At 59.1% G+C, this 15776-nt stretch carries 11 protein-coding genes and 2 tRNA genes; 9 read left to right on the forward strand and 4 right to left on the reverse strand.

Annotation, left to right across the window (positions count from 1 at the left end; genetic code table 11):
- Nucleotides 1-44 precede the first annotated feature (44 nt).
- From hfq to ACA061_RS02580, 7 genes are all read left to right on the forward strand, one after another.
- A complete protein-coding gene (gene hfq, locus ACA061_RS02550; RefSeq protein ID WP_007902656.1) occupies nt 45-305 on the forward strand; it encodes an RNA chaperone Hfq in 261 nt (86 codons plus the stop codon).
- 12 nt (nt 306-317) lie between these two features.
- Nucleotides 318-1619: a ribosome rescue GTPase HflX gene (gene hflX / locus ACA061_RS02555; RefSeq protein WP_042557387.1), complete on the forward strand. Its 1302-nt coding sequence runs from the start codon at nt 318-320 to the stop codon at nt 1617-1619.
- Nucleotides 1620-1715: 96 nt separating this feature from the next.
- The gene (gene hflK, locus ACA061_RS02560; RefSeq protein WP_150602632.1) at nt 1716-2888 is read left to right on the forward strand and encodes an FtsH protease activity modulator HflK; all 1173 of its coding nucleotides are present in this window, start codon (nt 1716-1718) and stop codon (nt 2886-2888) included.
- A complete protein-coding gene (gene hflC / locus ACA061_RS02565; RefSeq protein ID WP_042557389.1) occupies nt 2888-3757 on the forward strand; it encodes a protease modulator HflC in 870 nt (289 codons plus the stop codon). Before hflK ends, hflC begins: the two co-directional genes overlap by 1 nt.
- A gap of 313 nt (nt 3758-4070) precedes the next feature.
- Nucleotides 4071-5258 carry an ATP phosphoribosyltransferase regulatory subunit gene (locus tag ACA061_RS02570; protein ID WP_150602631.1) on the forward strand — a complete coding sequence of 396 codons (1188 nt, stop codon included), beginning with the start codon at nt 4071-4073 and terminating at the stop codon, nt 5256-5258.
- A 54-nt stretch (nt 5259-5312) separates the two neighbouring features.
- Nucleotides 5313-6602 (forward strand): adenylosuccinate synthase, encoded by a 1290-nt coding sequence (locus ACA061_RS02575; RefSeq protein WP_150602630.1) that lies wholly within the window; start codon nt 5313-5315, stop codon nt 6600-6602.
- A gap of 139 nt (nt 6603-6741) precedes the next feature.
- Complete coding sequence (locus ACA061_RS02580) at nt 6742-8676, forward strand: methyl-accepting chemotaxis protein (protein WP_150602629.1); 1935 nt, start codon at nt 6742-6744, stop codon at nt 8674-8676.
- Between the two features lie 90 nt (nt 8677-8766).
- On the opposite strand, the gene ACA061_RS02585 is transcribed toward ACA061_RS02580, so the two are convergent.
- The 4 genes from ACA061_RS02585 to ACA061_RS02600 all read right to left on the reverse strand — a co-directional run bounded on the left by ACA061_RS02585 (nt 8767) and on the right by ACA061_RS02600 (nt 12013).
- Nucleotides 8767-10332 carry an ABC transporter permease gene (locus ACA061_RS02585; protein ID WP_497300501.1) on the reverse strand — a complete coding sequence of 522 codons (1566 nt, stop codon included), beginning with the start codon at nt 10330-10332 and terminating at the stop codon, nt 8767-8769.
- A complete protein-coding gene (locus tag ACA061_RS02590; RefSeq protein ID WP_150602627.1) occupies nt 10332-11342 on the reverse strand; it encodes an extracellular solute-binding protein in 1011 nt (336 codons plus the stop codon). Before ACA061_RS02590 ends, ACA061_RS02585 begins: the two co-directional genes overlap by 1 nt.
- Nucleotides 11343-11658: 316 nt before the next feature.
- Nucleotides 11659-11745 (reverse strand) — tRNA-Leu (locus ACA061_RS02595).
- Nucleotides 11746-11926: 181 nt separating this feature from the next.
- Nucleotides 11927-12013 (reverse strand) — tRNA-Leu (locus tag ACA061_RS02600).
- Between the two features lie 225 nt (nt 12014-12238).
- Between ACA061_RS02600 and rnr the strand changes: the two genes are divergently transcribed.
- Together rnr and rlmB are read left to right on the forward strand one after the other, a co-directional pair.
- Nucleotides 12239-14869, forward strand: a complete 2631-nt coding sequence (gene rnr / locus ACA061_RS02605; RefSeq protein WP_210554253.1) for a ribonuclease R — start codon at nt 12239-12241, stop codon at nt 14867-14869.
- Entirely contained in the window at nt 14866-15630 is a 765-nt protein-coding gene (gene rlmB, locus ACA061_RS02610; protein ID WP_150617997.1) for a 23S rRNA (guanosine(2251)-2'-O)-methyltransferase RlmB, read from the forward strand. The genes rnr and rlmB overlap by 4 nt, the downstream gene beginning before the upstream one ends.
- Nucleotides 15631-15776 lie beyond the last annotated feature (146 nt).

Below are 15776 nucleotides of genomic sequence, written 5' to 3' on the forward strand. Positions count from 1 at the left end.
GAATTACCTATTTTTATTATTGAATCCTTAAAGGAGTGCGGCACATGTCAAAAGGGCATTCGCTACAAGACCCTTACCTGAATACTTTACGTAAAGAGAAAGTTGGGGTTTCCATCTACCTGGTCAACGGTATCAAACTGCAAGGCACGATCGAGTCGTTCGACCAGTTCGTGATCCTGCTGAAAAACACCGTGAGCCAAATGGTTTACAAACACGCTATCTCGACAGTCGTGCCGGTTCGTCCAATTCGTCTGCCTAGCGCAACCGAATCCGAAGCAGGTGACGCTGAGCCAGGTAACGCCTGATAGGAGTCTCCTTTGTTCTTTGAGCGCCACGGTGGTGGTGAGCGAGTAATCCTCGTTCACTTGGATGGACAGGACCCTGAGGCGCGCGAAGATCCGCAGGAGTTTCAGGAACTGGCTAATTCGGCAGGCGCCGAGACCGTTGCGTTTTTTAACGTGCCGCGTCATCGGCCAACTGCCAAATTCCTGATTGGCAGCGGCAAGGTCGAGGAACTGCGCGATCTGGTCCATGCCGAAAAGGCCGATCTGGTGATTTTCAATCACATCCTCACGCCCAGTCAGGAACGTAACCTCGAACGTGTTTTCGAGTGTCGCGTGATCGACCGTACCGGTCTGATTCTCGATATTTTCGCCCAGCGCGCCCGAACCCATGAAGGCAAGCTCCAGGTTGAACTGGCCCAGCTTGACCACATGAGCACGCGGCTGGTTCGTGGCTGGACTCACCTTGAGCGTCAGGGTGGCGGTATCGGCATGCGCGGTCCGGGTGAAACCCAGCTTGAAACCGACCGTCGTCTGTTGCGGGTTCGCCTGCGTCAGATCAAGGGCCGGCTGGAAAAAGTGCGCAGCCAGCGTGAGCAGTCGCGGCGCGGCCGTTCGCGTGCGGATATTCCTACCGTGTCTCTGGTGGGCTATACCAACGCCGGTAAATCCACGCTCTTCAATAACGTGACCAAATCCGACGTGTACGCGGCTGATCAATTGTTCGCCACGCTGGACCCGACCTTGCGCCGTCTGGAACTGGACGACCTGGGGCCGATTGTTCTGGCCGACACGGTTGGTTTCATTCGTCACTTGCCACACAAGCTGGTCGAGGCTTTTCGGTCTACGCTCGAAGAGTCGAGCAACTCCGACCTGCTGTTGCACGTTATCGACGCAGCCGAACCGGATCGCATGTTGCAGATCGAGCAGGTGATGGTGGTGCTGGGCGAGATTGGCGCCCAGGACTTGCCGATCCTCGAGGTCTATAACAAACTCGATTTGCTTGAAGGTGTTGAGCCACAAATCCAGCGCGATGCCGATGGCAAGCCGCAACGGGTATGGTTGTCGGCGCGTGATGGCAGTGGTCTGGAATTACTTGAACAAGCCATTTCCGAGTTGCTGGGCGGTGATTTGTTTGTGGGTACATTGCGCTTGCCGCAACAATTCGCTCGACTGCGTGCGCAGTTTTTCGAACTCGGTGCGGTGCAAAAAGAAGAGCACGACGAAGAAGGCATCAGCCTGCTGGCCGTTCGTTTGCCCCGGGTCGAGTTGAATCGACTGGTAAGCCGCGAAGGATTGCAGCCGATGGAATTCATCGAGCAACACACTTTGCAATAAAAGCCTGACAAAGCGGTTGTGCCGCAACGTCAGGCATTCTGTAGCATTGGTCGGCGCGCCGTGGGTGCGTCTTTGCTTTATCAGATGGAGAGCGCTATGGCTTGGAATGAGCCGGGTGGCAACTCGAATAATCAGGATCCTTGGGGTGGCAAGCGCCGCAATAACGGCGACCGCAAGGGGCCACCAGATCTCGACGAGGCCTTCCGAAAGCTGCAGGAAAGCCTGAACGGTTTGTTCGGTGGTGGCAAGAAACGCGGTGGTGATGACGGCGGTGGTTCGGGCAAGAGCGGTGGCGGCTTCGGCGGTCTGATCGGTATCGCCCTCGTTGTGCTGGCGGCTGTCTGGCTGTACAGCGCGGTTTATGTAGTGGACGAGCAGGAGCAAGCCGTAGTGCTGCGCTTCGGCAAATACTACGAAACCGTCGGCCCGGGTCTGAACATCTACTTCCCGCCGATCGATAAAAAGTACATGGAGAACGTCACGCGTGAGCGTGCCTACACCAAGCAGGGCCAGATGCTGACCGAAGACGAGAACATCGTCGAAGTGCCGCTGACCGTGCAGTACAAGATCAGCAACCTGCAGGACTTCGTGCTGAACGTCGACCAGCCGGAAATCAGCCTGCAGCACGCGACCGAAAGTGCGCTGCGTCACGTGGTGGGTTCCACCGCGATGGATCAGGTGCTGACCGAAGGTCGTGAGTTGATGGCCAGCGAAATCAAGGAGCGTCTCCAGCGTTTCCTCGATACCTATCGCACCGGTATCACCGTTACTCAGGTCAACGTACAGAGCGCCGCTGCACCGCGTGAAGTACAGGAAGCCTTTGATGACGTGATCCGTGCCCGTGAAGACGAGCAGCGTTCGCGCAACCAGGCAGAAACCTACGCCAACGGCGTGGTGCCGGAAGCTCGTGGTCAGGCCCAGCGTATCCTCGAGGATGCCAACGGTTACCGCGACGAAACGGTCTCGCGCGCCAAGGGTGAGGCGGATCGCTTCACCAAACTGGTCGCCGAGTATCGCAAGGCGCCTGAAGTCACCCGCCAGCGTCTGTACCTGGACACCATGCAGGAAGTCTTCAGCAACACCAGCAAGGTACTCGTGACCGGCAACAAGGACGGCCAGAGCAATCTGCTTTACCTGCCGTTGGACAAAATGATCCAGAACAGTTCGGGCAGCGCACCGGTAACCGGTTCGGCCGCCGCCAGCAGCAACACGGACGTCACGCCGCATGTCACTGACGTGCCGCAGTCGCGCACAAGGGAGACCCGCTGATGAGCAATAAATCGCTGATCGCCCTGATCGTTGGCGTCGTTGTCGTACTGGTTGGCTGGAACTGCTTCTACATCGTGGCTCAGACCGAGCGTGCGGTGTTGCTGCAATTCGGTCGTGTGGTTCAGGCCGATGTCCAGCCGGGTCTGCATGTGAAAGTGCCTTACGTCAACCAGGTGCGCAAGTTCGACGCTCGCCTGCTGACGCTGGATGCACCGACGCAGCGCTTCCTGACCCTGGAAAAGAAAGCCGTGATGGTCGATGCCTACGCCAAGTGGCGCGTGAAAGATGCCGAGCGCTTCTACACCGCAACTTCCGGCCTCAAGCAGATCGCCGACGAGCGTCTTTCCCGTCGACTGGAATCCGGTCTGCGTGACCAGTTCGGTAAGCGCACCCTGCACGAAGTCGTGTCGGGCGAGCGTGATGCGCTGATGGCTGACATCACCGCGTCGCTGAACAAGATGGCGGAAAAAGAGTTGGGTATCGAAGTCGTCGATGTCCGGGTCAAGGCCATCGACCTGCCCAAAGAAGTGAACCGCAGTGTGTTCGAACGTATGAGCACCGAGCGTGAGCGTGAAGCTCGCGAGCACCGCGCCAAGGGTAACGAACTGGCTGAAGGCATCCGTGCCGACGCCGATCGTCAACGCCGCGTGCTGCTGGCTGAAGCCTATCGTGAATCTGAAGAGGTTCGCGGTGATGGTGATGCCCAGGCCGCTGCGATCTACTCCAAGGCCTACGGTCAGGATCAGGAGTTCTACGGTTTCTACCGTAGCCTGCGCGCCTACCGTGAAAGCTTCGCGAACAAATCCGACGTCTTGGTCCTCGACCCAAGCAGCGACTTCTTCCGTTACCTGGAAAAGTCCAAGCCTTGATACGGCGTTGACCTGAATCATTCCGCCCGGCGGCTAAAACCTCGGGCGGGGTGATCCTTTGGGAAAACGTGTGTATGATGCGGCAGCCGGGAAATTCCCGGCTTTTTTGCGTCTGCACGTTTGATTGCTGTTGTTACTGCAGAACATCGGGTTGAATGGCTCGACAGTTTTTCGAGGAAAGTGATGGGCGAAGCCGGTTAAAGGCCTTTCGCTGCGTCGTTCATGCGCGTGCGTTTTGAACGGACCGGTCATTTTCTGCTTCACTCAAGGCTCGCCCTAGTGCTGGCCGCCCGGATCAAAGGGGAATGGCGTAATGGCAACGGTAGACCGCTGGCTGCTGCCAGATGGCATCGAAGAAGTACTGCCACCAGAAGCTGCGCGCATTGAAGTCGCGCGTCGTCAGGTGTTGGATCTGTTCCAGAGCTGGGGTTACGAGTTTGTCGTGACTCCCCATATCGAGTACCTGGAATCCCTGCTGACCGGCGCAGGCTCGGACCTCGATCTGCGTACCTTCAAGGTCATCGACCCGCAGTCGGGGCGGCAGATGGGTTTCCGTGCCGACATCACGCCGCAAGTGGCGCGCATCGATGCGCACACCCTGCGTCGCGAGGGCCCGAGCCGTCTGTGCTACGCCGGCAGCGTATTGCACGCCCAACCGCGTGCATTGTCGTCGTCGCGCAGTCCGATCCAGTTAGGCGCCGAGTTGTACGGCGATGCCAGCCCGAGCAGCGACGTTGAAGTGATCAGCCTGATGCTGGCCATGCTGCAACTGGCCGATGTGCCGGACGTGCACATGGATCTCGGTCACGTGGGGATCTACCGTGGTCTGGCGCGCGCCGCCGGCCTGTCCGGTGAAGTCGAACAGCAGTTGTTCGATGCGTTGCAACGCAAGGCCATCGACGAGGTCATTACCTTGACCGAAGGCTTGCCGGCCGATCTGTCCGGCATGCTCCGTGCGCTGGTTGACTTGTGCGGCGGCCGTGAAGTGTTGAGCGCTGCCCGCGAGCGTCTGGCCAATGCGCCGGCGCCGGTGCTGGATGCACTGGAAGATTTGCTGGCGATAGCCGAGCGCCTGTCGGCACGCTTCCCGGAGCTGCCGCTGTACTTTGATCTGGGCGAGTTGCGCGGTTATCACTACCACACCGGTGTGGTGTTCGCGGTGTTCGTACCGGGCGTTGGCCAGTCCATCGCTCAGGGCGGCCGTTACGACGACATCGGTGCCGACTTCGGTCGCGCCCGTCCGGCGACTGGCTTTTCCACCGATTTGAAAACCCTGGTGACCCTGGGGCGTGCTGAGATCGAGCTACCGTCTGGCGGTATCTGGATGCCTGACAGTACGGATGCAGCACTCTGGCAGCAGGTTTGTCAGTTGCGCAGTGAGGGTCAGCGTGTCGTTCAGGCATTGCCTGGACAACCTTTGGCCGCCGCCCGTGATGCGGACTGCGACCGGCAATTGATTCAGCAGAACGGGCTTTGGCAAGTATCGCCACTGGCTTCTTGAGTTTTCCTGCCGGCCATCGCCGGCACCAAGTTTGCGCGAATGAGGACAAGTGTTATGGGTAAGAATGTCGTAGTCCTGGGCACCCAATGGGGTGATGAGGGCAAAGGCAAGATCGTTGATCTGCTGACCGAACATGCTGCCGCCGTAGTGCGCTACCAGGGTGGCCACAACGCTGGTCACACCTTGGTGATCGACGGCGAAAAAACTGTCTTGCACCTGATTCCGTCGGGCGTGCTGCGCGAAGGCGTGCAGTGCCTGATCGGCAACGGCGTAGTGGTTGCACCTGACGCCTTGCTGCGCGAGATCACCAAGCTGGAAGAGAAAGGCGTACCGGTGCGCGAGCGCCTGCGTATCAGCCCGTCCTGCCCGCTGATCCTGTCCTTCCACGTAGCGCTGGACCAGGCTCGTGAAAAGGCCCGTGGCGAGCTGAAGATCGGTACTACCGGTCGCGGCATTGGCCCGGCTTATGAAGACAAGGTTGCCCGTCGTGGCCTGCGTGTTGGCGACCTGCTCAACATGCCGCGCTTTGAAGACAAGCTGCGTGAACTGGTGGATTACCACAACTTCATGCTGGTTGGTTACTACAAAGAGCCGGCCATCGAGTTCGAAAAAACCCTCGCCGAGTGCAAGGAATACGCAGAACTGCTCAAGCCGCTGATGCTGGACGTGACGGCCGAGCTGCACGACCTGCGTCGCGCCGGCAAAGACATCATGTTCGAAGGTGCTCAGGGTTCGTTGCTCGATATCGACCACGGTACCTATCCGTACGTGACCAGCTCCAACACCACCGCGGGTGGCGTGGCGACCGGTTCGGGCGTTGGCCCGATGTTCCTGGACTACATCCTGGGCATCACCAAGGCTTACACCACTCGCGTAGGTTCGGGCCCGTTCCCGACTGAGCTGTTTGACGACGTGGGTGCGCACCTGGCCAAGCAAGGTCACGAGTTTGGCGCTACCACCGGCCGTGCCCGTCGTTGCGGCTGGTTCGACGCCGTTATCCTGCGTCGCGCTATCGATGTGAACAGCATCTCGGGTATCTGCCTGACCAAGCTGGACGTGCTCGACGGCCTGCAAACCATCAACATCTGCGTCGGCTACAAAGACGCCGAAGGCAAGGACGTTGCTCCAACTGACGCTGACAGCTACGTGGGCCTCCAGCCTGTGTACGAAGAAGTGCCGGGCTGGACCGAATCGACCGTGGGTGCCAAAACCCTGGAAGAGCTGCCAGCTAACGCTCGTGCCTACATCAAGCGTGTTGAAGAGTTGATCGGCGCGCCGATCGACATTATTTCGACGGGCCCGGATCGCAACGAAACCATCGTTCTGCGTCATCCGTTTGCTTGATAAGTCGTTGATGTAAAAAACAAAGGCCCCTTAATCGGGGCCTTTGTCGTTTATGCCTGTAGGACGGCATGACCTTTGCTGTGAATCTTCCTACAAGAGTGCCATCAATTTAATGGCGTCAGAAGTAGAGGGATTCATAGTGTCAGCCGTTCTCTCACTGTTACAAAGCCGTCTGTTGCGGCCCGTGTTCGTTACCCTTGGTATCGCCCTTTTGGTGCAGGTGTTGGTGGCCGTTGCCCTGACGCGGAGCACGGTCACGGCACTGGAAGCTGATCTGGCGGTGCGCCTCGGTGCCGACAGCCAGAAACTCTCCGGGGAGCTGGAGCAGGCCGGGCGTGAAGTTACGTCGAGTCTCGACGCCTTGTCCGCCAGTACCCGTCAGCGTCTTACCGCTGGTTTGTCTTCGCGCCTGAAGGACGAACAGGCGCAATTGCGTGCGACGCTGGAAAAGGATTTGAAGGATTCGGCCAATGACATGGCCCAATTGCTGGCTTCGGTCGCACCCCGCGCCATGTGGGACAGCGACGTGCCGACACTGTCCGAGTTTGCCCGGCGCGCCCAGCGCAATCCCAATGTGCTGTTCGTGGTCTACGACGACGCTACTGGCCAACATTTGACCCGTTACCTCAATCGCGAAAATCCGATCAACAAGGCCTTGCTGGAGAAGGGCCAGGGCGAACGTGCGCTGGATAAAGTGCTGGATGCGGCAAAGAACGATCCGTCGGTTTATTACCTCGAAGCGTCGATCAGCCCAAACGGCGTTGAAATCGGCAAGGTGCTGATGGGCGTCTCCACGGCCTCGGTAGAGACCGATCTGGCTGCGCTCGACAAACGCTTCTCGGCATTGATCGCGAGCAGCGATCAACTGGTCGGCGACAGCCTCAAAGGCGCCGCAGCCGACAGCGCCACAGCGATGCGCGCGCGTCTGCAATCGGCACAATCCACCGCAGCCGAGATGAAATCCAATACGGCGAGCACTGTGCAGGACGCTGCCGCGACCTTGCGTTGGCGCATCGGTATGGGCCTCGCTCTAGTCGGCTGCGGCGTGCTGTTGCTGCTGGCCGTGGTGCTCGGCCATCGCGTGGTCAACCGCTTGAAAATGCTCAATGCAGCGATGGACGACTTGGCGGCGGGCGAGGGCGACCTGACCAAGCGCGTGCAGATCAACAGTAAGGACGAGATCGGCGACATGGCAGCAGCGGTGAACCGCTTTGTCGACAAGTTGCAGCCGATCGTGCGTGAGGCGGGTGATGTGGCCCAGCGTACAGGCGTGGAAATTGGCGCGATGACGCTGCGCAATGCCGGTGCCGATGCGGCGGCCGGGATGCAGCGTGACGAAGTCGCGGAAAGTCTGCGGGCGCTTTCGCAAATGGCGGACGAGGCCCAATCGGAAAGCCACGCGATGCAGGCAGCGTTGAAGCAGGTGGTTGATATTCGTCAGGCCACTGATGAGAACACTCGCACGTCGGCCAAGGTCGGCAGTCTGATCGAGGCGCTGGCGGGGCAGGTCGACACGGGGGCGAAAGTCATCGAGCGGCTCGCGCAGCAGAGTGAACAGATTGAAGTAGTACTGACGGTCATCCACGGGATCGCCGAGCAGACCAACCTGCTGGCATTGAACGCTGCGATCGAAGCAGCGCGGGCTGGCGAAACCGGACGAGGTTTCGCTGTTGTGGCAGACGAAGTCCGGGCGCTGGCGAGCAAGACACAAAGCTCTACCGGCGACATCCAGGCACACATCGTCGCATTGCAGCAGGGCGCGCGGGAGGCGGTCGAGGCGATTGGCCAGGCCGGGCGTCAGGCCAGTGAAGGTTTGCTGGTGCTGCGCGACAGTGCGCGGCTGCAGCAGTCGGTGCAAGCTTCGGTCGAGCAGGTGCACGCGGCGATTGGTCTGGCAACGCAGGCGGCGGCGCATCAGGCTGCGGGTGCGCAAGCGGTACGTGGGCGCGTCGAGACGATTCATGTGCAGGCTGAAAAAGCGGCTCAGGCTGTGGTGGAAACCACGGCCAGTGGCAAGGTCCTGGATGGCTTGGCTGCGCAGCTTAAGGCGAGCCTGGGGCAGTTCCGGGCCTGAAGACCAAAAGATCGCAGCCTTCGGCAGCTCCTGCAGGGAAACGCAAAATCCCCTGTAGGAGCTGCCGAAGGCTGCGATCTTTTTGCTTTGTCAGCGGCTCAAATACATCCGCGTAGTCAGCAGATAGACGGGCAACCCCGAAACCAATATCAACAGCGCCGCATAAGGTGCCGCCGCTGCAAACTCGACATTCGCGGTATGCGCCCAGACTTCGGTCGCCAAGGTGTTGAGTCCGGTCGGACTCAACAGCAAGGTCGCCGTCAATTCCTTCATCGCATCCAGAAAAACCAACGCAAACGCCGCGCCCAATGCCGGGAAAATGATCGGCAGCGTCACCCGACAAAACGCCGTGAACGACGATGCGCCCAAAGTGCGCGCGGCTTCTTCGAGTTGCGGCGCAGCCTTGTTCAGGGCGGTGCGAATCGGTGCCTGAGCCAACGGCAGAAACAGCAGCGCATAAGCGATCAGCAGCAAACCAGATGTCTGGTACAGCGCCGGAACGTAATGCAGGGCGAAATACACCAGCGTCAGAGCGATCACCAGACCTGGCAGTGCATGCAACAGATACGGCAGGCGCTCGGCCCAGATCGCCAGTTGACCTTTGTAACGCACCACCAGCAGGCCAACCGGCACCGCCAGCAGCAGGCACAGCGCTGCGCCACCCAGTGACAACGCCAGCGACGACAGCAGCGCCTCGGTAATTGCCGCGACCGGGAATGCCGCCGATGACCCGACGGCCAGCCAATACGCCAACATGCCCAGTGGAATCCCGCTGCCGATAATCGCCAGCGTCAGGCAATACACCTGACCGACAGCGGCCCAGGATCCGAGCCTGACTTGTTCGGCCTGACGTGCCGCGCCCTGGCCCGTGCGTACGTGTCGGCCCTTGCCGCGCACGCGCAGTTCCAGCCATAACAGCACCAGGCACAGTGCTAGCAATACCGCCGAAAGCATCGCCGCATTAGCGTTGCTGAACTCCAGTTCGAACTGCTGATAGATCGCCGTGGTGAAGGTTTGCAGACCAATGATCGACAGCGCGCCGAACTCCACCAGCATGTGCAAGGCGATCAGCAACGAGCCGGCCAGCAGCGATGGCCAGAGCAGGGGGAGGGTGATGCGAAAAAACACCCCCCAACGGTTCTGGCCCAGGGTGCGGGCGGATTCTTCAAGGGATGGATCGAGATTGCGCAGGGTCGCTGCGACAGGCAAGAAAATCAGCGGGTATTTCGACAGGCTCATCACCAGAATCGCACCGCCCAGACCCTCGAACTGTGCGCTCAACGACACCCAGGTGAAGCTGCTGACAAATGCCGGCACCGCGAACGGCAGGCATAAAATCACGCCCCATAGACGTCGCCCCGGCAAATTGCTGCGTTCCAGCAGCCAGGCCAGCGACAGACCGATCACGCCGCAGGTGACGGTCACGCCGACCATCAATGCCAAGGTGTTGCGCAGCAGGCCGAAAACGTAAGGGCGCCACAACAAGTGCAGCGCTTCGGCCCAGCCGGCCTGCCACGTTTTCAGCCCGACATACGCCAGCGGCAGCAGGCTCATCACCACCAGCAACAACACTGGCAGCACCAGCCAGATCGACGGCCGCTTGCGTTGTGGCACGTACCCCCCGCGCGCGGCGGGGGTGGCTAACGATGCGGTCATCAGTTCAAGCCAACTTCACGTTCCAGTTCCAGTGCTTCTTCAGCATTACCCAGGTCGGCCGGGGTGACATTCGGCGCTTCCAGCTCGCTGAACGGCTTGAGGCCGCGATCCGATGCCATGCCTTTGTGCAGCGGATATTCGGCGGTGGTCTGAGTGATCACCCGCTGACCTTCTTCGCTGGCCATATAGGCGAGGAATTGCTGGGCTTCTTTTGGATGTTTGCTGGATTTCAGCACAGCGGCACTGGAGACGGTGATCAAGCCGCCGACGTCGCCGCCGGTGAAGTAGTGCAGTTTCGAATCCAGTTTGCCTTTCTCGCGCTGCAGGGCGAACCAGTAGTAGTTGTTCACCAGCACGGTGGCGACTTCGCCGTTTTCCACCGCTTTGAGCGCGACCATGTTGTTGCTGTAAGTCTTGCCGAATGCGCGCAGACCGGTCAGCCATTCTTCGGCGGCGTCACGACCGTGCATCTTGATAATGGCCACGGCCTGTTCCTGGAACGCGCCGCTGGTTGGCACGAAGCCGACTTTGCCTTGCCATTGCGGATCGGAGAACTCCATCACCGATTTCGGCAGGTCTTTCTCATCGATCAGTTTCGGGTTGTAGGCAACCACGCGGACCCGGGCGGTCACGCCGATCCAGGTGCCGTTACTCGCGACGTATTTTTCCGGCAGCACAGCCAGGGTGGCGTCATCGGCCTTGGCCAGCAGGCCTTGCTCGCCAAGTTTGTTCAGTGGCGGGGATTCTTCGGTGTAGATCACGTCGGCGGGCGAGCGGTCGCCTTCTTCGACGATCTGGCTGGCAAGCTGATTGCTGCTGCCCTTGCGGACATTAACGTGTATGCCGGTCTTGGCTTCGAAGGCTTTGGCGATCGCATCGCCGACTTCCTTGTGCTGGCCATTGTAGAGAGTCAGGGAAACCGCATCGGCAGCCTGGGTGAGGGGAGTGGCGAGTGCCAGGCCGAGAAGGGTGAAGGTCAAGCCTCGGCGCAGGGTATTTCGAAACGTCATTCTCAGGGTTCCTCACTGTCGCATTGCAAAATCTTGCAACAATGATAAACGATATTGTTTCTCAAGTGCGCCTTGCGGGGCTGGACGGGGTCTGGTACTGCAGTTGCTGCTCGTCCTTGTAGGAGCTGCCGAAGGCTGCGATCTTTTGACTTTTGCTTTCAAAAAACAAGATCAAAAGATCGCAGCCTTCGGCAGCTCCTACAGGGGGGGCAATCGAATTTCGAGTGGGTCGCTTGGAGTTTCAGGAGAGCAGAAACGCAAAAACCCGCTTTCGCGGGTTTTTGAGAAATTCAGGGTCGTAACCTTGAATTTGAATTGGTGCCCAGAAGAAGACTCGAACTTCCACGACCTTGCGGTCACCAGCACCTGAAGCTGGCGTGTCTACCAATTTCACCATCTGGGCAATCATCGCAAGCGTTGCCGCTGTTGATGTGGCGCACTATACGGAGCGCTTTTTGATCTGTAAACCCCTGATTTAATTTTAATAAATCGGTTTTAACAAATCCTTTCCTTAGAATGCAAAAAACCCGCTTTCGCGGGTTTTTGTGTGAGTCTTGAAACTGATCTAGTCTCAAACTCGAAATTGGTGCCCAGAAGAAGACTCGAACTTCCACGACCTTGCGGTCACCAGCACCTGAAGCTGGCGTGTCTACCAATTTCACCATCTGGGCAGTATCGGCAGCGCTTGTGCGTCGTCGATGGCGCGCACTATACGGAGCGCCTTTTTAACTGTAAACCCCTGCTGCCGATTTTTTTGATTTTTTTTACCAGCGGTGTTCAAAACCAGTTTAAAACGGCGATACAGTGCTCTAGATGGGCCTTTATAGTCTGAAATTTCCCGTTTGATGGCGCCTATGCCAAACTAACCCGCATATAGACAAGGTGAAAACTCTCTAATGGCCGATTGGCAGTCCCTCGATCCCGAGGCCGCTCGTGAAGCGGAAAAATATGATAACCCTATTCCAAGCCGCGAACTGATCCTTCAGCACCTCGCTGATCGAGGTTCGCCAGCTGCCCGCGAGCAACTGGTCGAAGAGTTTGGTCTGACCACAGAAGACCAGATCGAAGCCCTGCGCCGCCGTCTGCGCGCAATGGAGCGCGACGCTCAACTGATTTACACCCGTCGTGGCACTTATGCGCCGGTGGATAAACTCGACCTGATCCTGGGCCGCATCAGCGGGCACCGGGACGGTTTCGGCTTTTTGGTGCCGGACGACGGCAGCGACGACCTGTTCATGAGCCCGGCGCAAATGCGCCTGGTGTTCGACGGTGACCGTGCGCTGGCCCGTGTTTCCGGCCTCGACCGTCGCGGTCGCCGCGAAGGCATGATCGTCGAAGTGGTCTCGCGTGCTCACGAAACCATCGTCGGCCGCTACTTCGAAGAGGGCGGTATTGGTTTCGTCGTCGCGGACAATCCGAAGATCCAGCAAGAAGTGCTGGTCACGCCGGGCCGTAACGCCAACGCGCAAATCGGTCAGTTTGTCGAAGTGAAGATCACTCACTGGCCGACGCCACGCTTCCAGCCGCAAGGCGATGTGGTTGAAGTCGTGGGCAACTATATGGCGCCGGGCATGGAAATCGATGTCGCCTTGCGCGCTTACGATATCCCGCACGTCTGGCCTGAAGCGGTCTTGAAAGAAGCCGCCAAGCTCAAGCCTGAAGTCGAAGAGAAAGACAAAGAGAAGCGCATCGACCTGCGCCATCTGCCGTTCGTGACCATTGACGGTGAAGATGCTCGCGACTTCGATGACGCGGTCTACTGCGAAGCCAAGCCTGGCAAGTTGCGTCTGTTCTCCGGCGGCTGGAAGTTGTACGTGGCCATTGCCGACGTCTCCAGCTACGTGAAGATCGGTTCGGCGCTGGACAATGAATCTCAGGTTCGTGGCAACTCGGTGTACTTCCCCGAGCGTGTAGTGCCGATGCTGCCTGAGCAACTGTCCAATGGCCTGTGCTCGCTGAACCCGCATGTCGATCGTCTGGCCATGGTTTGCGAGATGACCATCTCCAAGTCCGGTGAAATGACTGACTACTGCTTCTATGAAGCGGTGATCCATTCCCACGCTCGTCTGACCTACAACAAGGTCAGCGCGATGCTGGAAACGCCGAAACTTACCGAGGCGCGTCAGCTTCGCGGTGAGTACAACGACGTTCTGCCGCACCTCAAGCAGCTTTATGCGCTGTACAAGGTTTTGCTGGCCGCTCGTCACGTACGCGGCGCGATCGATTTCGAAACGCAGGAAACCCGCATCATCTTCGGGACCGAGCGCAAGATTGCCGAGATCCGTCCAACCGTTCGTAACGACGCGCACAAGCTGATCGAGGAATGCATGCTGGCGGCCAACGTGGCCACCGCTGAATTCCTGAAGAAGCACGAAATACCCGCGTTGTATCGCGTTCACAACGGTCCGCCGCCGGAGCGTCTGGAGAAACTGCGCGCATTCCTCGGTGAGCTTGGTCTGTCCCTGCACAAAGGCAAGGACGGCCCGTCGCCGAAGGATTACCAGGCACTGCTGGCCAGCATCAAGGATCGTCCGGATTTCCATCTGATCCAGACCGTGATGCTGCGCTCGCTGAGTCAGGCGGTGTACAGCGCTGATAACCAAGGCCACTTCGGTCTGAATTACGAAGCCTATACCCACTTCACTTCGCCGATCCGTCGTTACCCGGACTTGCTCACGCACCGCGCGATCCGCAGTGTGATCCATTCGAAACAGGACACCCCGCACGTTCGCCGTGCCGGTGCGATGACTATTCCGAAGGCGCGCATTTATCCGTACGACGAAGCAGCGCTGGAGCAACTCGGCGAGCAATGCTCGATGAGCGAGCGCCGTGCCGACGAAGCCACTCGTGACGTAGTGAACTGGCTCAAGTGCGAGTTCATGAAGGATCGCGTGGGCGAATCGTTCCCGGGCGTGATCACTGCCGTGACCGGTTTTGGTTTGTTTGTCGAGCTGACTGATATCTATGTCGAAGGTTTGGTCCATGTCACCGCACTGCCGGGCGACTACTACCACTTCGACCCTGTGCATCACCGCCTGGCGGGCGAGCGCACCGGTCGCAGCTTCCGTCTTGGCGACACCGTTGAGGTGCGCGTCATGCGTGTCGATCTCGACGAGCGCAAGATCGACTTCGAGATGGCCGAAAAAACCATCAGCGCACCGATTGGTCGCAAGAAGCGTGGCGCCGAAACTGCTGCGCCCGCTGCCAAGACTGCGGCAGAACCGGCTCCAGCGAAAACCGCTGGCCGCCGTCCTGCCAAGGAAAAGGCCAGTGAAGCCTATCGCCCGAGCGACGCCGTGGCGAAAAACGCCGAGCTGCGCAAAAGCCGTGAAATGAAGCAGGCTTTGCTCGCCGATGCGAAAAACGGTGGTAAAGCGGCGTCCGGGGGAAAGACCGGACGGTCGGCGCCTGAGAATGCGACCGGCGGCAAGCCAGCCAAACCGAGCAAACACCGTAAAGGCCCGCCGAAAGCGGGTTCGGCTCCAGCCAAAAGTGGCGGGGCACGTAAACCGAAGGCGAAGTCATGAGTCAGTTGGAAAAAATCTACGGCGTTCACGCGGTAGAAGCGTTGCTGCGTCACCACCCCAAGCGCGTCAAGCAGATCTGGCTGGCCGAAAGCCGCAACGATCCGCGCGTGCAGACCTTGATCGAACTGGCCAACGAGAATCGTGTCCAGGTGGGTCAGGCCGAGCGTCGTGAGATGGACGCCTGGGTTGAGGGCGTACACCAGGGCGTGGTGGCGGACGTCAGTCCGAGCCAGGTCTGGGGCGAGGCAATGCTCGACGAATTGCTCGATCGCACCGACGGTGCGCCACTGTTGCTGGTGCTCGACGGCGTGACCGATCCGCACAACCTCGGCGCCTGCCTGCGTTCGGCAGATGCTGCCGGTGCGTTGGCAGTCATCGTGCCAAAAGACAAGTCAGCCACCCTGACACCTGTCGTGCGTAAAGTGGCCTGCGGCGCGGCGGAAGTGATTCCGCTGGTTGCAGTGACCAACCTGGCGCGCACTCTGGAAAAGCTCCAGCAGCGCGGTCTGTGGGTTGTCGGCACGGCGGGCGAGGCCGAGGTCAGTATCTATGACCAGGATCTGACTGGCCCGACCATCCTGATCATGGGTGCCGAAGGCAAGGGCATGCGTCGCCTGACCCGTGAGCATTGCGACTATCTGGTGAACCTGCCGATGGCCGGTAGCGTCAGCAGCCTCAACGTTTCGGTGGCAACCGGCGTGTGCCTGTTCGAGGCGCAGCGTCAGCGCGGTGCAAAAGCCAAGGCTTCCGCCAAGAAATAAGCCTGTTCAGGACCTGTAGGAGCTGTCGAGTGAAACGAGGCTGCGATCTTTTGATCTTGTTTTGAAAAAAACAAAGGCAAAAGATCGCAGCCCTCGGCAGCTACTACAGATGTCTGTCGGTGATTGTTCAAATAATCACCAATTGC

It is taken from the genome of Pseudomonas sp. LBUM1668, assembly GCF_059695715.1.